Origin of the sequence: Rhodococcus sp. C3V (assembly GCF_029269915.1) — a bacterium.
GTDB classification, from domain to species: Bacteria; Actinomycetota; Actinomycetes; order Mycobacteriales; family Mycobacteriaceae; genus Rhodococcus_F; species Rhodococcus_F qingshengii.
This window is the reverse complement of sequence record NZ_JARJBE010000001.1, coordinates 451,322-473,472: the sequence shown is the minus strand read 5'-3', so window position 1 is coordinate 473,472 and position 22,151 is coordinate 451,322. Positions and strand designations below refer to the sequence as shown.

Genomic DNA, 22,151 nt, shown 5'->3' with positions numbered 1-22,151 from the left:
AGCCGCTAGCCGAAGTCAGGCATGTTCTGCCCGCTGTCCTTGTAGAACTTCCACGTGCCGTCCTGCGGCGACTCCATGATGCGGTAGACCTCGGTTGCCCCCACAATCCACAACTGGCCGTTGTACCAGTGCAGAGTGGAACCCGATTCGACACGGCCGCTTGCGAGTTCGTTGCCGTCGGCGTCGACGACCGCAACCTTGTTTCCACCCGCGGTCCAGCCTCCGGTGAGACCACCATTCTCGACTGTGTCAGTAAGCACCGGCTTCGGGTCCGCTGTCGGAGAAGTCTCCGGCGACGTGGTTCCCGGCGTAGTCGGTGCCGAGGTTGTCGTGTTCGGTGTCGTCGTGTTCGGTGTCGTCGTGGTGGTCGGGGCCTCGGTTGTGCTCGTCGGCTCGGTAGGCGTTGTCGGAGAGGCGGTCTCGCTCGTCGACGGAGCTTGTGAGGTGGTCGATTCCGACTCGACAGCTTCCGGCTCGGTCGCAACCATCGCTTCGGCCTGCATCCTGCTCAGAGGGTTCGCGCCGTTCGGCGCCGGGGTGCTCGGATCCCAGGTGGAGACGTTCTCCCAAGCCTGGTTTGGCTTGCTTGTGCTCGAACTACCCTCGCACGCGGTGCGACCACTAACCCAGTCTTTGAAAGACATGCCGGCGCCGGTTGTATATCCCGACGAGGTCATCGGGCCATTTATGGTGTAGACCCTGATGTAAAGTCCCGAGCGATCCGAGTCAGATACGCTCGACCACTGAAGTTGCGTAGCGGTGAAGGTCCTTGTGTCCTTGACGGTGTTGTTACTTCTGTTCATCAGTTCGACCTTGTAACCCGTTGCCCCGGGTACAGCGCTCCAATAGGGGTTTCCACGTTGGCTCGTGACAGAACCTGAGGTCGAGCACCCGATACTTGCGGTCAGCGGCGTCGGATAGAAGTTGCCCGTCGCCACCTGTGCGCCAGTCGAATTGACCACGTCAGTTGGATTTGCCAACGTCCCAGTGGCCTGAGCCAGACCGAAAGCCATTGCAGCAGCGCCGCCGACAGCGATCAACGACCGCAGCGACTTCATGCGGGTGCTAGCCCGTCGCATTTCAATCATTATGAGCCTCCTGAAGCTCCCCGCAGGTTTCGTCAGCATCGACGCGGGCGTCATTTGTAGTGGCGGCGCGGGCATTCTCCAGACGCCGGTCTTTAGTTCGTCCAAATGCGATGACCAGCACCGCGCCTACCAATCCGCCGCCAAGGAAGGTTGCGAGCGGGCTGGAAAGCCAAGCAACGACATAGCCGAGCCCGCCGACGCTGATGAACACTCGGTCGGCCTCGGTGATGGTGTAGGGCAGTCGATCAGCCACATTGTTGGCATCGCGCTTGAGCGTGGCGAGCACGGTGTCCGCTCCTGCCGATTCGAGTTCGACAACGCGGTGGGTGATGCGCACGCCTTGGTCGTTGTCGACGCTGATCACGTCGCCGACAGCCAATTCAGTTGCAGGCACGGTCTTCGCCAGCGCCAGCGCACCGGTGGAAATTGCAGGTTCCATCGAACCCGAGCGAAACACCAGTGGTTTGATCCCGAATATCAGGGACGCGAGAGTGGCGATTATGCAGATGAGCCCGGCGACCGCAGCCACATTCAAGGCAATTTCCTTGCCACGACTGCGTCCCACGCTCACCTCCTCATCGGTGCTGTCCATCGCGATGATCACTGCCCCGTTGCGGTGAAGTTGAAGCCCAGATCGGCGATCTTGAACTGCTCCGTCTGACCCGCGGTCGAATCGACGGTCACCTTGATGCACACCTGCTCCGAAACACCGGCAGCGAGTGATCGGCCAGAGACGAGTGTCGGGTTCCCGGAGACCGCTTGCTGCGTCCCGATGATCGGTCCTGAACAGGTACTGCCGTCGTTGGCGCCGGTCTGATGTAGCGAAACCTTGAGCTTCCCGATCAGCGCGGACGAGCCAGTGGCCGTTGCCGATACCGCCCACTGGAAGTTGGCCGTTCCGGTGTTCTGAACCGTCAATGCTCCGGCCTCACTCTGGCCTGGCAGCATGCTGTTGCGCTTGAGTTCGGTGAATTGGTGTGCGGGCCGCTGGTTGTCGACTTTCAGTTGGACCGACGAAGTGCTGAACATGCCGGTGGTCGCAGTAGCGCTGTCGGACCACGCCGCCATCGTGCCGACCGCTCCGAGGCCCAGGACCATGCCCAGTGAGAGCACGGCCCGGGTCCGTATCCAACCGGTCTCGCCCAGACGGCTTCGCATCCGCGCCCCGAGACGCGCGTCGCCGCCCGATTTCTGTTCTGTAGACATTCTGCTGTCCTATTTCGATTCGGAGGTTGGTGCCGATGGATCGGCGGGCAATACCGGCGCGCCGAACTCCGGGCCGGAAAGAGTCGAGTCGGTGCCGCTTTCGTCGTCACCGGCCTTGCCCCGCTTGTCGCGGATGCCACTGACGACCATCCACACGGCATATACAGCCAGGCCCGCAGCCACGCCCGTAGTGAGAATCGAACGCGATTGCCCGTTGATCACCGAGTTCACCCGGCCCAGATACGGCACCGAATAAATGACCCGACCACAGATCTGCTCGGGCACCAACGACCATGAGTCGGCGATAGGGTTGTTGTCGCCGCGAGTGTGGATGCGACGCTCCCCTTCCCCCGTGTAATAGATGCCTTCGATGCGGTGGGTGACCACCGCTGGATCGCCGGAGACGGGCTGGAACGTGATCACGTCCCCGGTGGTCAGATCCTCGTTAGGGGTCGGCTTGACCACGATGAGCGTGCCAGGGGGCATGGTCGGTTCCATCGAACCGGTGAGAACCGTGTACGCGGTGGAGCCGGTGAGTCGAGGGATAACGACCATCACCGCGAGAATGCCGACCATCAGCAGCAGCAGTACCCACGAGACGATGGTGCGAGTCCACCACCATAGGGTGGTCTTGTCGTCTCCGCCTTGTTCGGGATCATGTTGCCGCTCAGATGTTTCCACGTGTGCGCTGTGCCGGGGTCGATACTCGGCACGTTCGCCTGCACGCCGGCTTCTCGCGGTGACGGTCATGACTGGCTCACTGAGCTTGCGTCGAAAGTGAACGTCGCGTTGGACTGCTGGCTCGCTGCCGCGCCCTGGCCCAACGTGGCCCGCAGGCACAACACCTGCATCTGCCCGGCCGGAACCAGCTGTTCGGAAAAGGCCGCGCCGTCCATGGCACCGTTGTAGAGCTCAGTGCCCACGTCGCCAGTGGCGGTGCAGGCCGCCTCGTTGGCTACCTTGGCCACGCGCAGGCTCAGCGGCGGTGGGGTCGCGCCGTTGAGTACAACATCGGAAAGCACGTAGTTCATTTGCACGTTGCCGGAGTTGATCACCGGCAGAGGCATCTGAATGCTGTCGCCCGGGCCCTTGTTGTCCAACTTGAACCCATCGAGGTTGAACTGCTTGACCCCTTCACCGCCGGCAGAGATATCGAGCATGCCTGCCTGGATAGTGCCGCCGGTCGATTCTGCGGTATCGCGCCACAGCGCGCCGGTCTGCTGCACCGAGACGAACCCGATGAGCAGAACCGACGACGCTGCGATCGCCCATTTGTACTGGGTCTTCACGTGACCTTCTTTGGCTTAGTTGAGCGTCTGCTCGAGGGTGACCGCGCCGCCGGCGAGGCTGGCGGTCTTCGTCTGACCGGTGTTGTCGCCCGCGGCCCCCGCGTTGAATGTGATGGTGGTCGTGAACGTTGCCGCCTGATCCAGGCCGGCGGTGTATGTAGTCACGGTGCCACTAGCCGGGGCCACGGTCAGCTGATTCAGCGTAACGAGGTCTCCGGTGACCCCCGTGAGCGAAGGCGTCAACTTCGCCTTCAGGTTCGTGCCAACGAGGTCGATGCTGTAGTTCGCGGTGTAGGTGACGACATCACCGGGCACAATCAGGTCGCTCGCGGGATTGAAGGTACTGCCGTTTGCCCACTTCCACACGCCGGCGCCGACCTGCTCGACCGACAGCGAACCGGCGCCAACCGTCTGCGGAGCGCCACCGTTGGTGGACGAGTTCCACGCGGCCATGGTTCCGGCACCGCCGGCGAGCAGAACGGCAGCCGCACCAGCGGCGATGGCACCCTTTGTGGTCTTGTTCATCTGGTATTCCTCCTGTGCAGTTCGCGGCGGGACATCCGACGCGCTTGGTTGAGCCCGGGCCGTGCGGATGTGCACTCCGGTGAAACAGCCCCAGGAAGGGGCATGGGAAATGAAGCCGCCGAATTGAATTCGGTGACCGAGAAGGTTGGCGATGCGCGGAGATGGTCGAGATCGCCCCGCGCATCGCGAGGTCTAAGTGGCCGGTTGGGCCGGAGTGGTTATCCGCCGAGGCTGCCGAACAGGTCGAGACTTCCGAGCGAACCGGTGCTACTTCCGAGCGAACCGCTGCTGCTGCCACCTGGATCGGTGGATTTCGCCGTGACCTTCACCGTCACCGCGGTAGAGGCCGGGCTGGTCCCACCCTCATTTGTCGCAGTGGCGGTGATCGGATGACTGCCGGGCGTGGTGATCGTCAGGTTGCAGCTGAAGTTCCCACTCGTATCCGCGGTGGCGGTGCAGGTGGCGCCGCCTCCGGTGACGGTGACGGTGCTGTTCGGCTCTGCCTTGCCGGAGACCTTGACGGGTGTACCCGCCTCTACTTCGGCGGCGCCCAGAGACAAGTCGGTCGGAGCACTAGGGGCGACCACGGCAGGCTCGCCCTCCACCAGGACCAGACCCCAGCCGGGGTTGATCTCGTATCCCTGCAAAACTTCGCCGGCAGGGATGCCGATCATGAAACCAGCCATCACGTTGGCGTTCTGCGCGAGAGGCGTTTTCACCAGCTCGATCCGCGTCGACGAATTCGCATTCGGTCCAATCACGAACTGCTGGCCGACCTGGCCGTCGAGCTTGCCCCGCACTGTCGCAGTGCCGCCGCCCGAGACGGACCAGCTCTCACTGAAAAGAGTGAGCGTGGCAGGAAGGTCGCAGACATTACGAACGTTGAAGGCCAACTGCGTGCCCTCGTCACCGGGGATCGGGATGTAGTCGGTTCCACTGGGATCGAAGGCCGCCGGCTTCACCCAGGGTCCACCGTTCTGGGACATCTCCAGGCACTGGTCAGTGATGTCGTCGCCCGGGGCGGCCGCGGCGCTACCAGGTGCAAGCAGCGCACCCGAGGTCGCGAGGAGCAGTGCAGCCGGCAGAGCCGCCAACACAGCAGTGGCGCGCCGGGGGAGACGGGATTCTCGTCCGTCCCCGACCGGGAAAAATCGAGGCATGTGAAGACTCATTTCGTCTGTCCCGTTGCCGGGCATTGGGTGAAGAGATGGCGGAACGAGGTACATCCGCCATCGGTGCCAAACATGTTGCAGAAAGCTTGCGAGCCGAACCGTGACGCTGTGCATGCCCTCGCTCATACATAGCAACCGCTCCGCTTCGGATCAATTTTTATCACACGTATCAGCTTTTGTGGCGGTTTTACTGGTCAAACGTTCAGAAGGAATTTCGACATCCCTCAAGGGCTACTTCTGCACCCTGACCAGTACCGTTAGAAATAGTTAGCTGTGCATCGCAACTATTTACCAAAAAGTGTTCTGCGATCGAACGGGCGATTCATTCCGATCCAAACAAGAACAAGTTCTAGATACTCTTGGTATGTCCGGGAATCCACGAACGAACTCGCCGAGAACAGCGACCCTCGAGCAAACAGAAGGATCGAGCCGTTTCGAGACCCCCGCATTTCGTCCACTAGCGCCACGGACACGGGCGCCATCGATCGCTGCGCCCCGCCGGATCGGCCGGCCAGGACAAACTCTCGCGCGCTCCGAAACCAGCACTCCACCAATAACTTTGTCCGACCATCGAATCGCGACTGCCCGTTCTGCATCCAAAGCTGTGGGCCGGGAAGCAAATTCGCTCCCGGCCCACGTGCATCTACAGTTGCGAAGCCGGTAAGGAGTTGACTACCGGCACCCAATCCCAAGGTAAAACGACGAGCATCTACGCCCCGAAGACGGTCTCACCTCCGACAACCGTGCGCAGGACCGACAGTTCATTCAAGTCTGTCGATTCGCTGCGCAGCGGATCTCCGTCGAGCACAACAAAATCCGCCAAAAGTCCCACCGCTATCCGACCTTTGTCCGATGACTCACCGGTGAGACGAGCGGCTGCGCTTGTGTAGCCGGCCAGCGCCTCGGACGCGGAAACCCGTTGCTCCGCACCCAGAACATGACCTTCTCGCGTCACACGATGTACGGCGGTGTTCATCGTGAAGAGCGGGTTCACTGGAGTGACAGGGCAGTCGCAATGCAGCGCGTAGGCAAGCCCCGCCGCCACGACCGACGCCACGGGGCTGATCCGCTCGCCGCGACCCGGTCCGAGAAAACGATCGCGGTGCCGGTCACCCCAGTAGTAGACGTGGTTCACGAAGATCGACGCCACCACCCCGAGTTCGACCATCCGCGCGATCTGATCTTCCCGCAACGTCTGAACGTGCTCGAGTCGATGCGAAACTTCGATGTCCGGGTGCGCCGTCCGTGCCGCTGCAATTGCGTCCAATGCAAAATCGATGGCCTGATCACCGTTGGTATGAATCGCAACCTGTCGGCCGACAGCGTGATGTTCCTCGACGAGTGCCCCGAGCGCACCTGCCGGGATTGCCATTCCGCCGCAGTGGCATCCGCCCAGATCGTGGTACGGCGCGGTCAGCGCAGCGGTGTGCAACTGAATCGACCCGTCCGAAATGAGTTTGACGCCGCCCACACGAACTCGCTCGGTCGGATCGGCGAGTTCACCCAACTGATCGTGAACCCCGTGGCCGAGATAGAGGCGCGCACGCAGCCTCAAGTCACCATCGGCGTCGAGTTGCCGGTACGCCTCGTACATCTCGGCCGTGACGTACATGTCGTGGAAACTCGTCACGCCCACCGACGCCATGACTTCCTGCGCCCGCAGCATCGCGATCTTGGACGCATCCGGGTTCATATCCGGAACAAGTCCGTGCACCAGAGACATTGCCGGAACCTCGCACAGTTCACCGGTGGGTACACCGTCGCTGTCCCGAACGATGACACCACCTTCCGGATCGACCGTGGTGGCATCGATTCCGGCCTTCTCCAGTGCGACCGAGTTGACGTAGATCCCGTGAGCAGACAAGTGCCGCACCAGAATCGGATGCTCGGTGGAAGCCTTGTCCAGATCAACCGCGGTCAGGCCTCGATCTTCCGCCACGAGGCTGTCGTCGAAGCCCCACGCTTCGATGGGCTCGCCAACTGGTGTGATCGCGGCCCGCGCGGCCAACGCCGTGATCAACTTCTCGATGGTCGGGCACGTATTCGTCGTTGCGTCGACCCCACTGAGCATCAAACCCCACATCATCGGATGAAGGTGCGTCTCGATGAACCCCGGCACAACCACCGCTCCGGCGAGATCGACAACGGAGGTTTCGGAATCGGTCAGCGCCGAGATCTCGGCGTCAGTTCCGAGGGCGACAAATCTGCCGTCCTTGACTGCCACAGCGGTGGCGTTATCGCCGACCGCACCGTCCATGGCCCTGATGTCGCCGTTGATGTAGATGTGGTCAGCCGCCGTGGTCATACGCTTGTCTCCATTCGTTTTCCGACAACAGTCGTCGAGGATTTCTTCGCGGGTATCCGCGTCGCCACAACCACTCCGGCCAAAATCATTCCGGCACCCGCAAGTTGGACGAGAGTTGGGGTCTGCGCAAGCATCACCGCGCCGAACAACAGTGCTGACGCCGATTGCAACACGAGGCTGGCGGCGACTGCACTGGCAGGCAGACGCTGACTGGCGCTGGCTACCAGCAGCCACCCGATCACCTGAGATACCAACGCGAGCAGCACAAGCCAACCTTGAGCTACGAGTGACGGTGTCAGATCCAAAGTTCCACTCACGAGGCCGTATGCACCTGCCGTGAGGGCAGTGGCTCCCGTCGAGACGAACATCGGCAACGCCGTTCTGCCCGCCGCCCGAGTAGCCAGACCCATGAGGAAGATGTAGACCGCGTACGCGCCTGCGGCGATCACGGCAAACGACACTCCGACAGCAGGATTCGACCCGGTGAGCGTTGTGCTCGTCCCGGCTACCAGAGCAACTCCGACGAAGAGCAACGGAAGGCTGGCGACCAGTTCCCGGCCGATCCGTTGGCGCAGGACAACGTAGCCGAGGATTGCGACGAACAGCACCTGCAAATTCAGGATCACAGTCGAAAGACCTGCCCCGATCGAATGAATCGACTCGTGCCAGAGCACCAGATCGATTCCGAGGAACGCGCCGGCAAGTAGAGACTTCACGATCCAGGGCGCCGAGATCGAAGGCCGGGGTGACCGACGACGCTGAACGAGCACGAGCATGCCGAGAGGGATGAGCGCATAGAGACACCGAAAGAATGCACCCGTCGACGGAGACACTCCTGAGAGTTCGTAGAGCACCGAGGTCAACCCGAGGATGCATGCACCGGTGACGACTACGCGCAGGTCACGACGGCGTAGTTGATCGCCGGACAGCTCGCGTGGCGATACTTCATCACTCATGGTGATAATGTATCACCGACGCGAAGCCTGTCATACAGGGAAGATGCGTGCATGAGAACTCCGGTTACCCGTGAACGCGTGATCGCTGCCGCAGCCGATCTGGTCGACAGCAAAGGCGCCGACGCTCTGGTACTGAGTCAACTCGCCGAGACCCTCGACGTCCGGCAGTCAGCGCTGTACAAACACGTCGACGGGGTCGACGACGTCCACCATCAACTCAGCCTCCTCGCACGCAGCCTTCTCGCCGAACAACTGCGTGCCGCCGCGGTCGGTCTCTCGCGCGACGACGCCGTCATGGCGCTCGCGGACGCATGGCGTGCGTTCGTCCGAGTACACCCCGGGCTCTACGCCATCACCGACCGCTACCCCACTGCTCCGCATCCCGATCTGGTCTCCGCCGTCGGCGAGGTGGTCGACGTCATCAACAAGGTGATCGCGGGATACGGTCTGAGCCCGGATGATTCGGAGCAGGCGGCGTGGTCTCTTCGCAGTGCGCTGCACGGCTTCTGCATCCTCGAATCGGTAGAGGGACAACCGGCCGGCACCGACCCGGATCGGGTGTATCGACGACTGGTCGAACTTCTCTGCGCCGGTATTGCTCGTATGTAGATACCGGCTCCTGTTATCGTCGGATGAAACAACACAGACCAAAAAGGATCAGACATGGTTGGTGAACTCGACATCTCCGGATAAAACCGGGCATGACGGCCACCGGCAGACGCCTCGGAGCGCTGCCGTCGTGGCCATGTTGTCGTTCACTTACCCGACTCTTCGCGGAGCAGCGTTGCCGCGCCCGCACAACACCTGAGGTCTATTCATGTCCGATACCTACATCGTTTGCTCGAATCTGTCTTTTGCCTGGCCGGACGACACTCCGGTCTTCGACGAATTGTCATTCACCGTGCCCGGCGGCCGAACCGGGCTGGTGGCCCAGAACGGCGTCGGGAAAAGCACTCTGCTCAGATTGATCGCCGGCCAGTTGCGGCCGCGCGCCGGCAGTGTGTCCGTCGACGGCGTTCTCGGATACCTTCCGCAGGACCTGCCACTGACAGCCGATCTGACCATTGCCGAGGTCTTGGGCATCGCCCCGACGCTCGCTGCGCTGGACGCTGTCGAATCCGGGGACACACGAGAAGAACACTTCACGACAATCGGGTCCGACTGGGATATCGAGGAACGAACGCGAGCCCAACTCGGTCGACTCGGTTTGGGCGACATGACGTTCGATCGTCGCCTCGACACTCTGAGCGGCGGGCAGGTCGTCTCGCTCGGACTGGCGGCGCAACTCCTGCGACGCCCCGATGTCCTTCTCCTCGACGAACCCACCAACAACCTCGACCTGGACGCGCGCCGCAGGCTTTACGACGTTCTCGACGACTGGAGTGGTTGTCTGTTGGTGGTCAGTCACGATCGAGGCCTACTCGACCGCATGGACCGCATCGCCGAACTTCACAGCGGCGAGATCAGCTTCTACGGTGGCAATTTCACCGACTACGAAGCCGCGGCACGCTCGGCTCGCGAAGTGGCGGAGAAGAACATCCGCAACGCCGAGCAAGAGGTCAAGCGCGAGAAGCGCGAACTGCAGCAGGCCCGAGAACGTGCTTCGCGACGCGCAAGTAACGCTGCCCGCAATCTCGGGAACGCGGGCTTGCCCAAGATCTTTGCGGGGACCATGAAGCGCAATGCTCAGGAGTCGGCCGGCAAGGCCAACGAGACACACCTCGCCCGGGTCGACGCGGCGAAGGAACGACTCGACAAAGCGGGCCGCGCTCTTCGAGACGACCAGACGATTTCACTCGAATTGCCTGGCACACATGTACCCGCCGGCCGGACGGTGTTCCTCGGTGAGCGAATGCAATTCGCGTTCGGTGATCATGCGATCTTCGCCGACTCCGGAATCGACCTGGCCATTCGAGGACCGGAGCGTATCGCGTTGACCGGGCCGAACGGCGTCGGAAAGTCGACGTTGCTACGCATCGTCAACGGGGATGTGGCGCCGACTTCCGGTGAGATCACGCGAGCCGACGGTCGAGTGGCATACCTGTCGCAGAGGCTCGACCTACTCGACCCCGCACGCACCGTCGCAGAGAACTTTGCCTTGTCTGCTCCAGGCCTACCGGCACCGGAACGCATGAACATCCTGGCGCGCTTCCTCTTTCGGGGTGCGGGTGCTCATCTTCCCGTCGCTGCACTCTCGGGCGGTGAACGACTGCGGGCTACATTGGCGTGCGTTCTCTTCGCCGATCCGGCCCCGCAGCTGCTTCTTCTCGACGAGCCGACCAACAACCTCGACTTGGTGAGCGTTGCTCAACTCGAAAGTGCCCTGAATGCATATCAGGGGGCGTTCGTGGTGGTCAGCCACGACGAGAGATTCCTGGCCGAGGTCAAGGTCGAACGCTGGCTCAGGCTCTCGGACGGCCGTTTGACCGAGGTCGCCGCACCAGGCGCAGTGGGCTGACACGAGAAGTGAACAGGCGAAAGGCCTTCACACACGATGTGTGTGAAGGCCTTCGTCTGCACTACTGGTCAAGGCGTCCTGGTGTACACCGGATCGTCGAAGGATCGACGTTGCGTCACCCAGTCCGTGGACAGGATGTTCTCGATCACGTCTTCACGGGATTCGTCGAACACGACAATCCGATCGGCGATTCGCCATTCACCGTGGCGCCTTTCGAACCTGTCGACGTAACGGCATTTGATCGTCGCAAGCGTCTGCACCGTATCCGTACCGGAACGCTCTTGCCGCAGAAAGCACAAACAGTACGACTCGCACTGAGCGACATCGCCGTTGACGTCGATCAGTATGTTGGAAATGCAGTGAATCGACGAGTCGATCGTCTTGTGTCTGAGCTTCATGTCTTCGATCAGCCCGTCGACGGTTCCGATGTAACCGCCGTGGTTGTCTATCGCGTCGTCGAAGTAGCAGAGGGCCACGCTGTCGAAATCCTTCCGATCGACGGCCCGAGCGTAGCGATACAGAACTTCGGTGATTTCTTGCTTGTCAGCGAGGGACACGGTCAGGCTCCTGTTCTACCCGATAATCAATCAACCTGCAGTTCAACACCCTTGGTCTCCTTGATGAAGAAGACCGTGACGAGGGTGATCACCGCACAGAAGACGAAGTATCCAGCCGGAGCGAGAGAGTTACCGGTCAAGCTGATGAGATAGGTGGCGATGAAAGGCGCGGTGCCACCGAGGAACATGTTGGTGACGTTGTTACCCAATGCCAGACCGCTGTACCGCACAGATGCTTTCAGCATTTCGACATAGGTCACGTACGAAGCACCGTTGACAACGGAAACGCAGATGAAGAGCACTGACTGACCGACAACCGCCTGCCAGATGCCAGAACCGGCCATCATCATGAACATCGGGATTCCGAGAACCACTGCGGCGGCACTACCGGCGAACAGCACCGGCCGACGCCCGTACTTGTCTGCCATGTATCCCGAGATCGGCAACGTGATGACGCCGAGAACCAGTGCAAGAGAAGTGGAAAGGAAAGCAACGCGCGACGAATGACCGCCGGTGGTCTGCAGGTACGTCGCGGCATACACCGAGGCGATGTAGTAACCGCCGGTGATGAGTGCGCCCAGCAGGATGATCTTGACGACGCTGCCACCGGAGGTGCTGAGCAACTCACGGATGGGAAGCTTCTTGGTCTCACCCTTGTCCTGCAGTTCTTCGAACTGAGGAGTGTCTTCCATCTGGCTGCGGATCCAGATACCGATGCCACCGATCAGCAGGCTGAGCAGGAACGGGATACGCCAAGCCCATTCGAGGATCTGCTCTTGCGAGAACACCGACGTCAGGCCGAGGGCCATGAGCGAAGCTGCCAGCGAACCCAGGTAGGTGCCGGTATTGACCATCGAGGTCTGCGTCGCACGCCACCGTTTGGGAGCGGACTCGGAGACGAACGCGTTGGCGCCGCCGAGTTCACCGCCGGCCGCGAAGCCCTGCAGGCAACGAGCCAGAACCAGGATGGACGTCGCCCACACACCCAACGTGGCGTAAGTCGGCAGCAGGCCCATTCCGGCTGTCGCGAGAACCATCAGGAGGATGGTCCAGGACAGCGCGTTCTTGCGGCCGTACTTGTCGCCGATGTGGCCGAAGAAGATGCCGCCGGGCACGCGTAGGAAGAAGGCCACGGCGAATGCTGCAAAGGTACCGAGCAGTGCTGCGTTCGGGTCATGGGAAACGAAGAACAGCGCGGCGATCGTCGTGGCCATGTATCCGTAGATACCGAAGTCGTAGTACTCGACGACGGTACCGACGATGGCCGCGCGAATTACCTTCGTCGTCGACTGTCGTTCGGTTGCCACGCTGCGCCCTCGGTGGATTCGGCTCTCGCCATGGTCTCATTCTCTGACATGTTGTTCCCTGCCTGGATTGGATACTGACTGGATTCGGTGCCGCGCAGACGTCGGACGTCAGGAGTGCGCGATGGAATGGACCGGTGCGCTCTCAGCGCTGGTCCTGGTGTAATTCGCCGCATTACGTCCCGCTACGCGGCCCATGGTCAAAGCGTTGGCAACCGCATTGCCGCCGCCCACGTATCTCAGTCCGAGGATTCCGGCGCCGGCCTCACCTGCGGCGTACAGACCCTCGATAGGTACTCCGGTGCTGCCGAGCACGGCCGCATCGGTGTTGATCTCCATTCCCGCATGCGTACAGACGAGCTCTGCCGGAAGGATCTTCGCGGCATAGAACGGAGCTGTCGCAATAGGATCCGGATTGCCGACGGCACCCTTGTTCCGCAACGTGCGATGGCGGAGGAAGTCGTCGTCGTGACCGCTGGGCAGTTGGTCGTTCCATCGACGCAGGGTTTGCGCCAACGTCGCAACCGGAACACCCGTAGCCACTGCGAGGTCTTCGATCGTGTCCGCACGAATCGTGCCACCGGCGGCAACTTCTTCCTCGATGCGTTCGGGATTCCAATCCGCATATCCTGGAGCCAGATTCACGCGAGCGTTCTCGTCGAAGATCATCCAACCGTATCCACCCTGATGGTCGATGATGCCGGTCGAGACCGCGTACGAGCTGTCCTCGTCCATGAAACGACGGCCGTCCTGGTTGACGTAGATCCGCGACTTCGGCGGAAAGCCGGCCTGCCAGTGGTGGAATCGCTGGAAGTAGACGGTGGGCAGCATCAGACCCCAGCCGTCGCCCGCCAGGGAAGCACCGAGGTCTTCGGCAAAACGAAGATGGTCTCCGCGGCTCCCCTCGGCTGCGACGACGAACAAGGCCTCTCCGGCCTTGTTCGCGTCCGGGAAGTGGCGTTCCACCAAACCCGGATCTTGCGCGAATCCACCGGAGGCAACAACGACGGCGCCCGCAGGCACCTCGATGTCGTCGGCGACAACGCCGACAACCCGACCGTCTTCCTCGATCAGCTTCTGCACCCGTGTTCCGAAGATGACCTCGATCCCGTGCTTACGACGAGCCTTGTCCAGCACCTGAATCAGTCCGTATCCCTGATCCTTGGGCACGTGGCCGCGCCAGACGTCCTCGACGCCGGCTTGGGCGAGTCCCGGCTGGTGAGCGTTACCTGAGATCGCCGCGGGAATCTCGACGCCGAGTCCGATGAGCCATTCCAGTGTCGGACCGGCGTTTTCGCAGAATGCACGAATCAATCCGGGTGAGAGCATCCACTGGTTGAGGTCCATGTAGTGCTGGAAGAACTTCTCTGCCGAGTCTTCGACTCCGAGGCCGGCCTGCACGCTCGTTCCGGCGGCCGTGAAGATACCGGCCGACAGCGCGGTGGATCCACCGAGTTCGGTTTCGGATTCGAACAGCAGAACGGATGCGCCTTCTTCAGCTGCCGACACCGCAGCGGCGAGACCTGCTCCGCCGCCACCGATGACAACGACGTCCCAGTGTTCGGTCATGAAAGTTCTCCAGTCTCCGCGATGATGCGGTGGTAAAGACCGTTCGACACCAACCCGCCGTCGACAGTGAGTTCCGTACCGGTGGTGTAGGTGGAACTGTTCGAGAGCAGGAACAGCACTGCTTCGGTGATCTCGTCGAGAGTTCCCATGCGTCCGAAGGGAACCGACTTCAGTGACGCGGCGACGAAGTCGTTCGCGCCGCCGAGCAGCGCCGTACCGACCAGTCCCGGGTGCACCGAGTTGACGCGAATCCCCCACTGCGCGAAGTTGCCTGCGGCCGACTTCGACAGACCGGTCAGACCCCACTTGCTCGACGAGTAAGCCGGAGAGAAGTATCCGATCTGACCGGCGATGGACGAGATGTTGACGATAGATCCGCCACCACTCTCGCGCATCAGCGGCGCCACCGCCTTCATACCGTAGAACGGGCCGAAGAGGTTGATCTTCATGGTCAGCTCCCAGATGTCGTTCGGGGTGTCCATGAATTCGAGCCGACGCGAGATACCGGCATTGTTGACCAGTCCGCCGAGTTCCCCACGGGTGGTGCGAATTTCGTCGACAACCCGGTCCCAGGCCTCGGCATCGGTGACGTCGAGAATATGAGCGGATGCCGATCCGCCTGCGGCGACGATGTCGTCGACCACGCCGGATGAATCCGAAACATCGGCAATGCAGACATGCGAACCGCGCGCGGCGAGAGTGTGCGCGTGATGCGCTCCCATCCCGGCAGCACCGCCGGTAACGAGAACGACGCCGGGATATGTCGTGGACTCAGACATGCCGCGAACCACCGTCCACCGCAATGCTGTGCCCGGTGACGTAGCGCGCGCTGTCCGAGAGCAGGAACAGCAGCGGGCCGAAGACCTCTTCGGGCGAGCCCAGACGATGCAGCGGTACCGCGTCGAGTGCGTTCGCGAGCGCGATCGGATCTTCCTGAACCCACTTCGTCATCGCCGTGTCGATGTAGCCGGGTGCAATGGAGTTGACCCGAATACCCTTGTCGCCGAACTCCACTGCGAGAGACTCCGTGAGGTGCGCAACGGCAGCTTTCGACGTGCAGTATGCGCCCCTCCCCTTCCGCACACGCAGCGCAGACACCGAAGACATGTTGACGATGGCGCCGCCGGGGCCGAGGTGACGTGCCGCCGCCTGAGCACCGTAGAGCACTCCTTCGACATTGACACTCAGCGTTGCGCCGATCTGCTCCGGGGTGATCTCCTCGGCCAGCGCGAACGGGAAGATACCCGCATTGTTGATCCAGAAATCGACCCGGCCGAACTCCTTCAACGCCAACTGCGCAAGCAATTCATGCTCGTCGGGCTTGGTGACGTCGACCCGAGCTCCGACGACGCGCCCCGGCTTGTCCGCCAGTGCATTCGATTCGAGGTCCGTGTTGATTCGTGCGGCCGTGGCGAGCATCTGCTCTTCGTTGATGTCGGCGCCGACGACATGTACGCCGCGCGTTGCCAGTCCTTCGGCGAACGTCGCACCCATACCCTGAGCCGCGCCGGTCACCACTGCGACCTTGCCTGCCAACTCCGGGTACACCGCCGACATCTGCGTCACAACGGTACGGCCCGGGTTCGTCTGGTCAGAGCTTTCGGTCATGATGTACTTCTCCTACTGAATATTGTTGTGCAAGAAACATTTCGGTACTTCAAGCTTGTTCGGACGCTCGGGGCGCGTCGTCGCGGGAAACGGTGCGGCGGGCGATCTTCCACTCCTCACCGACCCGAACCACGTGATCTGTGACAGTTGTCATCCGCACCAGTCGCGAGTCTCCGCCGCGAGCGGTGGCAACGATCTGCAGGTACCCGTGCACTGTGAGAGCACTCTCGTCCACCGCCTCGACGACGAGATTGGTCAGAACGTGGCGATGCACCTCGTCGGCAGCTTCCGCCGCAGCGAAGAAGCGAGCAGCAAAAGCCGCAAGGTCGTCGAAACCGACCACAGGTTCCGGATAACTGGGGGAATGAAACTCACCGCCATCGGTGAATGTCTGCGCCCAATCCTGCTGGCGCCCAGAGTCTATGCAATGACTCTGGTGGCCGTACAGCTGGTGGATTGCGGCAACATCCTCCGTTGCCACGACGCTGCAGTTGCTCATGAAGGTTCTCTCCGAACACGCTGTGCTGCATCCACCCGAAGGTTGTGCAGCTCCGTAAAGTGTGCGATAATCGCACACACTGTGCGATATGTTCAAAGCGTAGGTGGCATACCTCACAAACGTCAAGAAAGGGATTTGATGTCAGAGCTGAGCGAGGAACACCGACCGCGCAAAAGCGCAGTTCAAGTGGACTCGAGCATGTCGAAAACGCTGCACCACGGACTCGAGATCCTGGAACTCCTGACGTCCTATCCGCACGGCTTGTCGGTCACCGACATCGCCGACGGAGTGGGAGTCCACCGAACCGTCGCACATCGGTTGATCCGCACGCTCGAGGCTCATCACCTGTGCCGCAAGGACTCCTTCAAGCGCGTCACTCTCGGCGCCGGCCTGGTCACCCTCGCCGAACCGGTGGAACAGGATTTGCGCACTCTCGCTCGCCCGATACTTCAAGAACTTGCCGAGGCCACCGAGGCGACAGCGCACCTGGTGGTCCGCGAGAGCGATACCGAAGTGCGCGCGCTGATGGTGGTCGAACCACGCAGCGCCAAGGTTCACGTCGCGTTTCATCCAGGGCAGGTCGATCCGATCGACCGCGGCTCCGCCGGGCTTTCCATCCTTGCCTCACTCCCGCCGACGAGCGGGGAACGAGAGGAAGTGACGGCGGCACGCGCACGCGGCTACGCAGTGACCGTCGGCGAGGTCATCCCGTCCGTCCTGGGAATCTCGGCGGTGATCCCCGGCCGACGCCGCGACGCCATCTCCAGCCTCGGAATTTCCGTCTTCGACTCCGAGGACCAAGCAGCGCTGGGCGCCGAGGTCATGGCAGCTGCAAAGACCCTCGGCAGCATGTTGCGCTGATCCGAACACCAGTCGAGCCCCGGGAATACCCGGGGCTCGACTTTGTTGACTCCGAATGAGATAGTTGAACAATCAACTACCTGACATCAGCTTCACGGATACAAGGAGTACGACATGCCTGCTGTGACAGTCGAGAACATCTTGGCCCTGCCCCGTCTCGACGAGCCGGCAGAGTCAGCAGTCGACCGCCCCGTCAAGAGCATCACCACCGCACCGGTCGGATACGAAGGTGAAGGCTTTCCCGTTCACCGCGCCTTCGCCGGCATCGACCTCTCCGCCCTCGATCCCTTCATCCACATGGACCAGATGGGCGAGGTCAACTACGCACCCGGAGAACCCAAGGGCACACCGTGGCACCCGCACCGCGGCTTCGAAACCGTGACCTACATGATCGACGGCATCATGGAGCACCAGGACTCCAACGGTGGCGGTGGCATTATCGGCGGCGGCGACACCCAGTGGATGACCGCGGGTGGCGGCATCCTCCACATCGAAACTCCGCCGGAGCACCTCGTCCTCAGCGGCGGCCTTTTCCACGGCGTCCAACTGTGGGTCAACCTGCCTCGCGACAACAAGATGGCATCTCCGCGGTACCAGGACATCACCGGTAACAAGGTGGCCCTGCTTTCCTCGCCGGACGGCGGAGCCTTGGTACGCGTCATCGCCGGAGACATCGCCGGCCACGCCGGACCCGGATCGACGTACACACCGATCGCGCTCTCCCACACGACTGTGGCCCCGGGTGCGAGCCTGACGCTTCCGTGGAACCCCGAGTTCAACGCGATCGTCTACGTGCTCGCCGGCGAAGGCACGGTCGGGGCAGAGCGTCGGCCCATTCGTGTCGGACAGACAGCTGTCTTCGGACGCGGTGACTCCATCACCGTCGCCGCCTCCGATCGCCAGGATTCACGGACCGAATCTCTCGAGGTATTCATCCTCGGCGGCAAACCGATTCGTGAGCCCATCGCGATGGCCGGGCCGTTCGTCATGAACACCAAGTCCGAGGTCATGCAGGCCTTCGAGGACTTCCAGGCCGGACGCCTGGGATCCATCCCGGCGGCACACGAGACGCTGAGCTGACATGTCGTCGGTAGTCGTCCAGCGAGCTGACGAACGTGCGCATCTCAACTACGGCTGGCTCACGGCGCGTCACAGTTTCCCCTTCGCCGGAAACTTCGATCACGCCGCGTACGCGCACGGACTTCTGTTGGTGAACAACGACGACATCATCGAAGCCGACTACGGTTTCGACACTCATCAGCACCGCGACACCGAGATCGTGACGTGGGTGCTCAGCGGATCTCTGGTTCACCAGGATTCCGCTGGGCACTCCGGGGTCATCCATCGCGGACTCGCGCAGAGAATGAGCGCCGGTACCGGAATCCTGCACTCCGAGCGCAACGATCGCTTCCGGGCCGACGGCTCGCGTGTCACCGAGCCCGTTCACCTCGTCCAGATGTGGATACCCCCGGACGAATCCGGAGTGACTCCGAGCTATCAGGAACTCGACATCAACTCCGAACTCGACGGCGGTGGCCTGATCACCCTGGCGTCGGGGATGCCCGCGCATCGCGACCACAGCGCGATCAGCTTGCACAACAAACATGCGGCACTGCATGTTGCTCGCCTCGAGACCGGTGGGTCGGTATCTCTCCCGGATGCGCCGTACGTGCACGGCTTCATCGCCGGTGGCACTGTCGACGTCGAGGGAGTCGGATTGCTCGGTCCGGGAGATTCGTTGCGACTCAAGGATACTGGCGGTCAACGAGTCGAGGGAATCGGCGATGCGGAGATACTCGTGTGGGAGATGCACGCGTCGACGAACTGACGACACCACCGAGTACGCCCAATGTTCGGACTACACAGCAGGTTCGTCGTAGGGTGGATGCCGGTAGTGGCGGATCCCGATTGTGGTGGATCCCGGTGGTACAGAAGGAGGAGCCATGGCATCTGGTCGAGCACAGGCCCCACGGACGACACCGCACATCGATGTGCACCGCTCCGGCGATCGCTTGAAATCCCGCGTCTCCTGGCTGGATTCGAAACATTCGTTCTCGTTCGGACAGCACTACGATCCGGACAACACTCATCACGGATTGCTGCTCGTCAACAACGACGACACCGTACTGGCGGGAACCGGTTTCGACACCCATCCGCACAAGGACATGGAAATCGTGACCTGGGTGCTTCGCGGTTCGCTCGTGCACCAGGATTCCATCGGCCACACCGGCGTCATCTATCCGGGACTCGCCCAGCGCATGAGCGCCGGTACCGGAATCATGCACAGTGAGAAGAACGATTCGTGGCGTATCGGCGGCGAACAGCATTCCGACCCCGTGCATTTCATTCAGATGTGGGTGGTACCGGACGAAGGTGGACTGACCCCCGGTTACGAACAGCTCGAGATCGACGACGAACTGCTGCGCGGCGGTCTGATCCCGGTTGCCTCCGGGATGGAGCGCTACAAGGATCATTCGGCGATTCGCATCAACAACAAGAACGCCGCCATGCATGTCGCACGCATTCTGCCGGGCACCTCCGTGAATCTTCCGGGCGCACGGTTCCTGCACGTCTTCGTCGCGCAGGGCACTGCCGAGATGGAGGGCGTCGGCACACTGTACGAAGGCGATGCTGTCCGGTTGAGCGATTCGGGTGGCCAGCAGCTGACCTCCGACGCCGGGGCCGAAGTCCTCGTCTGGGAGATGCATTCACGTATCGGTGGTTGAGACCCGGTCTCGGCAGGACTCGGCGCGCTGGAGATACTCGACAGATGAGCATCGACAACTCCGCCGCGCCCGTCAAGAAGCTTGACCCACTCAACACATTGATGGGTGTGCGCGCCGTTTCGGTCGAGCCCGGGGACCTGGCCTTCGCGCAGGCCGTCGGCGAGCGATTCCACGATCACCGTGGCAAGACCGTGCTCGGTTCCATCGGAGTCATGATCGACGGTGCCATGGGTGGCGCGGTGTACTCGGGACTGACCTCGGGCCATCAGTCCGTGCTCGCGCAGGTCACGGTCAGTGCGGGCGCCGACATCCCCGACGTCGCGGACGTCGGTGCCACCGGAACACTCGTGCATCTCGACGACGGCGTCGGACTCGCATCCGGGCAACTTCGCGACGAGAACGGCACCCTTCTGGCAGTGATGGCCGGTCGCGCCATGGTGGTCTCGCGTCCCCCCGTCGTGGGAATCGACGACTACGTGGAGGGCGAGCCGCTGCCCGTCCCGACGCCGGAGAAGACAAGCGACCTGAGCGGGTTGTCCGGGTCCGACGTCGTCGAAGGAATCCGCGACGGCAAACTCGAACGCGGTCCACTCGCCGGACTCCTCGATCTTGCTGTCGTCGACGTGACCCCGGGTTCCGTCGTCGGTGAGTTCGCACCCGTGGCCTGGATGGCCAACCCGTTGGGCGCCGTTCAGGGCGGTGTCCTCATCTCGGCAGTCGACGCCATCACTGGCCTGTCTGCCCAGACCCTGACCAGCGTCGACCAGGACTATCGCGTCCTCGACCACAAGATCGACTTCCTGCGCTCACCCGACATCGGCGGGCCGGTCTTACGCGCCGAGGCCTCCGTGATTCGTGCCGGGCGCAGGCTCGCGCTGATCGAAACGCGCATCGTCGACGCCGGCGGACAGGTCTACGTACGGGCCACCTCGAGCATCCAGATGCTCTCCCAGCAAGTTCACAGCGGATAACCAGTTCCGCACCAGGTCGCCCGTCCACCATTGAGACAACAGCCCACACAATGGAGGTACAGCGGCGTGAACAAAGACATCGAAGCGAGCAGGCTACGCGTGAGCCGTCGACGGGCCCTCGCTCTCGGCGGAACCATCAGTGTCGGCGGGCTCATCGCAGCCTGTTCCGGTAACAGTGGCACCGCGACGACGACTTCGGCCGCGGCTGCATCGACGACAACCACTTCCGGCGCTTCCGCAGCGGCCACGTCCGGCGATGCCGTCACCGCACTGCTGGCCAAAGCACCGCAGTGCGTCATGAGCAAGGAAGAGACGCAGGGTCCCTACTGGTTCGACGTCGACTCCATTCGCGGCGACATCCGCGAGGACCGTCCGGGCACCACGCTGCAGGTTGCGATGCGCGTGCAGGACAACAGCCAGTGCAACGTCGACGGCAGCATCGGCGCGGTCAGTAACGCCGTCGTCGAGATCTGGCACTGCGACGCCGGCGGCGTGTACTCCGGCTTCGAATCCGGTTCGCTGAGCGCCAACGGCGGCGGCGGTGGCGGAACTCCCCCGGCCGGCGGGATGGGTGAACCTCCGTCAGGTGCACCCGGAGGCGGAATGGGCGAACCACCGTCAGGCGCCCCCGGCGGAATGGGCGGCGGCATGGGAGGGTCCGGTGAGACCTCCGACGGTTCGTACAGCGTCGGCGACACCGAAGCCACCACCACCGACGACGGTACCTATCTGCGCGGGGCGCAGACCACCGATGCAAACGGCATCGCACAGTTCACCACGATCTTCCCCGGCTGGTACATGGGCCGCACCACCCACATCCACGTCAAGGTTCACATCGACAAGAAGACGGTCCTCACGTCGCAGACCTTCTTCGACGAGACCCTTCTCGACGAGGTGTACTCGCAGTCCCCGTACAGCGAGCACACCGGTCGTGAGAACAACACGAACAACGCCAGTGACGGCATCTACGACGACACCGGCCTCATGACCGTCGAAAAGCAGTCGGACGGGTCCTACCTCGCCGTCATCAACTTGGGTATCGACGCCTGAGGTAGGA

24 protein-coding genes are annotated in these 22,151 nt (G+C 62.2%); 9 read left to right on the top strand and 15 right to left on the bottom strand.

Features of this window, described 5'->3' with window-relative positions; translation table 11 throughout:
- Positions 1–5: 5 nt before the first annotated feature.
- Positions 6–260 carry a hypothetical protein gene (locus P3G66_RS02370; RefSeq protein ID WP_225320132.1) on the bottom strand — a complete coding sequence of 85 codons (255 nt, stop codon included), beginning with the start codon at positions 258–260 and terminating at the stop codon, positions 6–8.
- On the opposite strand from P3G66_RS02370, the gene P3G66_RS02365 reads away from it, so the two are divergent.
- Complete coding sequence (locus P3G66_RS02365) at positions 247–696, top strand: hypothetical protein (RefSeq protein ID WP_225320133.1); 450 nt, start codon at positions 247–249, stop codon at positions 694–696. The genes P3G66_RS02370 and P3G66_RS02365 overlap by 14 nt on opposite strands.
- 384 nt (positions 697–1,080) lie before the next feature.
- On the opposite strand, the gene P3G66_RS02360 is transcribed toward P3G66_RS02365, so the two are convergent.
- From P3G66_RS02360 to P3G66_RS02325, 8 genes are all read right to left on the bottom strand, one after another.
- Entirely contained in the window at positions 1,081–1,692 is a 612-nt protein-coding gene (locus P3G66_RS02360; protein ID WP_276116135.1) for a signal peptidase I, read from the bottom strand.
- Positions 1,689–2,294, bottom strand: a complete 606-nt coding sequence (locus P3G66_RS02355; RefSeq protein WP_116057901.1) for a SipW-dependent-type signal peptide-containing protein — start codon at positions 2,292–2,294, stop codon at positions 1,689–1,691. Before P3G66_RS02355 ends, P3G66_RS02360 begins: the two co-directional genes overlap by 4 nt.
- A gap of 9 nt (positions 2,295–2,303) precedes the next feature.
- Positions 2,304–2,975 carry a signal peptidase I gene (locus P3G66_RS02350; RefSeq protein WP_276116134.1) on the bottom strand — a complete coding sequence of 224 codons (672 nt, stop codon included), beginning with the start codon at positions 2,973–2,975 and terminating at the stop codon, positions 2,304–2,306.
- A gap of 65 nt (positions 2,976–3,040) precedes the next feature.
- On the bottom strand, positions 3,041–3,583 hold the full coding sequence (locus P3G66_RS02345) for a hypothetical protein (RefSeq protein WP_019745195.1): 543 nt from the start codon (positions 3,581–3,583) through the stop codon (positions 3,041–3,043).
- 15 nt (positions 3,584–3,598) lie between these two features.
- Positions 3,599–4,108: an alternate-type signal peptide domain-containing protein gene (locus P3G66_RS02340; RefSeq protein ID WP_019745196.1), complete on the bottom strand. Its 510-nt coding sequence runs from the start codon at positions 4,106–4,108 to the stop codon at positions 3,599–3,601.
- 218 nt (positions 4,109–4,326) lie between these two features.
- Positions 4,327–5,268 (bottom strand): Ig-like domain-containing protein, encoded by a 942-nt coding sequence (locus P3G66_RS02335; RefSeq protein WP_256519856.1) that lies wholly within the window; start codon positions 5,266–5,268, stop codon positions 4,327–4,329.
- Positions 5,269–5,989: 721 nt separating this feature from the next.
- A complete protein-coding gene (locus P3G66_RS02330; RefSeq protein ID WP_276116133.1) occupies positions 5,990–7,585 on the bottom strand; it encodes an amidohydrolase in 1,596 nt (531 codons plus the stop codon).
- Complete coding sequence (locus P3G66_RS02325) at positions 7,582–8,541, bottom strand: DMT family transporter (RefSeq protein ID WP_003940520.1); 960 nt, start codon at positions 8,539–8,541, stop codon at positions 7,582–7,584. Before P3G66_RS02325 ends, P3G66_RS02330 begins: the two co-directional genes overlap by 4 nt.
- Before the next feature lie 51 nt (positions 8,542–8,592).
- Here P3G66_RS02325 and P3G66_RS02320 point away from each other — a divergent pair, with 51 nt between their 5' ends.
- Both P3G66_RS02320 and P3G66_RS02315 read left to right on the top strand, forming a co-directional pair.
- The gene (locus tag P3G66_RS02320; RefSeq protein ID WP_021332048.1) at positions 8,593–9,150 is read left to right on the top strand and encodes a TetR-like C-terminal domain-containing protein; all 558 of its coding nucleotides are present in this window, start codon (positions 8,593–8,595) and stop codon (positions 9,148–9,150) included.
- Between the two features lie 208 nt (positions 9,151–9,358).
- A complete protein-coding gene (locus tag P3G66_RS02315) occupies positions 9,359–10,999 on the top strand; it encodes an ABC-F family ATP-binding cassette domain-containing protein (RefSeq protein WP_276116132.1) in 1,641 nt (546 codons plus the stop codon).
- A gap of 68 nt (positions 11,000–11,067) precedes the next feature.
- Here P3G66_RS02315 and P3G66_RS02310 read toward each other — a convergent pair whose 3' ends face one another.
- The 6 genes from P3G66_RS02310 to P3G66_RS02285 all read right to left on the bottom strand — a co-directional run bounded on the left by P3G66_RS02310 (position 11,068) and on the right by P3G66_RS02285 (position 16,536).
- Positions 11,068–11,556, bottom strand: coding sequence for a nuclear transport factor 2 family protein (locus tag P3G66_RS02310; RefSeq protein WP_030535188.1), 489 nt, complete (start codon positions 11,554–11,556; stop codon positions 11,068–11,070).
- 26 nt (positions 11,557–11,582) lie between these two features.
- Positions 11,583–12,863, bottom strand: a complete 1,281-nt coding sequence (locus P3G66_RS02305; protein ID WP_037120539.1) for an MFS transporter — start codon at positions 12,861–12,863, stop codon at positions 11,583–11,585.
- Positions 12,864–12,971: 108 nt separating this feature from the next.
- On the bottom strand, positions 12,972–14,429 hold the full coding sequence (locus P3G66_RS02300; RefSeq protein ID WP_058226219.1) for an FAD-dependent oxidoreductase: 1,458 nt from the start codon (positions 14,427–14,429) through the stop codon (positions 12,972–12,974).
- Entirely contained in the window at positions 14,426–15,208 is a 783-nt protein-coding gene (locus P3G66_RS02295) for an SDR family oxidoreductase (protein WP_047271227.1), read from the bottom strand. The genes P3G66_RS02300 and P3G66_RS02295 overlap by 4 nt, the downstream gene beginning before the upstream one ends.
- Positions 15,201–16,037 (bottom strand): SDR family oxidoreductase, encoded by an 837-nt coding sequence (locus P3G66_RS02290; RefSeq protein ID WP_007731420.1) that lies wholly within the window; start codon positions 16,035–16,037, stop codon positions 15,201–15,203. Before P3G66_RS02290 ends, P3G66_RS02295 begins: the two co-directional genes overlap by 8 nt.
- A 49-nt stretch (positions 16,038–16,086) precedes the next feature.
- The gene (locus P3G66_RS02285; protein ID WP_042452740.1) at positions 16,087–16,536 is read right to left on the bottom strand and encodes a nuclear transport factor 2 family protein; all 450 of its coding nucleotides are present in this window, start codon (positions 16,534–16,536) and stop codon (positions 16,087–16,089) included.
- Positions 16,537–16,674: 138 nt separating this feature from the next.
- Here P3G66_RS02285 and P3G66_RS02280 point away from each other — a divergent pair, with 138 nt between their 5' ends.
- The 6 genes from P3G66_RS02280 to P3G66_RS02255 all read left to right on the top strand — a co-directional run bounded on the left by P3G66_RS02280 (position 16,675) and on the right by P3G66_RS02255 (position 22,144).
- Positions 16,675–17,397: a helix-turn-helix domain-containing protein gene (locus P3G66_RS02280; protein ID WP_003939719.1), complete on the top strand. Its 723-nt coding sequence runs from the start codon at positions 16,675–16,677 to the stop codon at positions 17,395–17,397.
- Between the two features lie 114 nt (positions 17,398–17,511).
- Complete coding sequence (locus P3G66_RS02275) at positions 17,512–18,477, top strand: pirin family protein (RefSeq protein WP_007731415.1); 966 nt, start codon at positions 17,512–17,514, stop codon at positions 18,475–18,477.
- A gap of 1 nt (position 18,478) precedes the next feature.
- Positions 18,479–19,225, top strand: a complete 747-nt coding sequence (locus P3G66_RS02270; RefSeq protein ID WP_003939960.1) for a pirin family protein — start codon at positions 18,479–18,481, stop codon at positions 19,223–19,225.
- A gap of 115 nt (positions 19,226–19,340) precedes the next feature.
- Positions 19,341–20,123 carry a pirin-like bicupin family protein gene (locus P3G66_RS02265; protein WP_003940511.1) on the top strand — a complete coding sequence of 261 codons (783 nt, stop codon included), beginning with the start codon at positions 19,341–19,343 and terminating at the stop codon, positions 20,121–20,123.
- A gap of 44 nt (positions 20,124–20,167) precedes the next feature.
- Positions 20,168–21,094, top strand: a complete 927-nt coding sequence (locus tag P3G66_RS02260; RefSeq protein ID WP_003940082.1) for a hotdog fold thioesterase — start codon at positions 20,168–20,170, stop codon at positions 21,092–21,094.
- Positions 21,095–21,160: 66 nt separating this feature from the next.
- The gene (locus tag P3G66_RS02255; RefSeq protein ID WP_276116131.1) at positions 21,161–22,144 is read left to right on the top strand and encodes a protocatechuate dioxygenase; all 984 of its coding nucleotides are present in this window, start codon (positions 21,161–21,163) and stop codon (positions 22,142–22,144) included.
- The last annotated feature ends 7 nt before the right edge of the window (positions 22,145–22,151 follow it).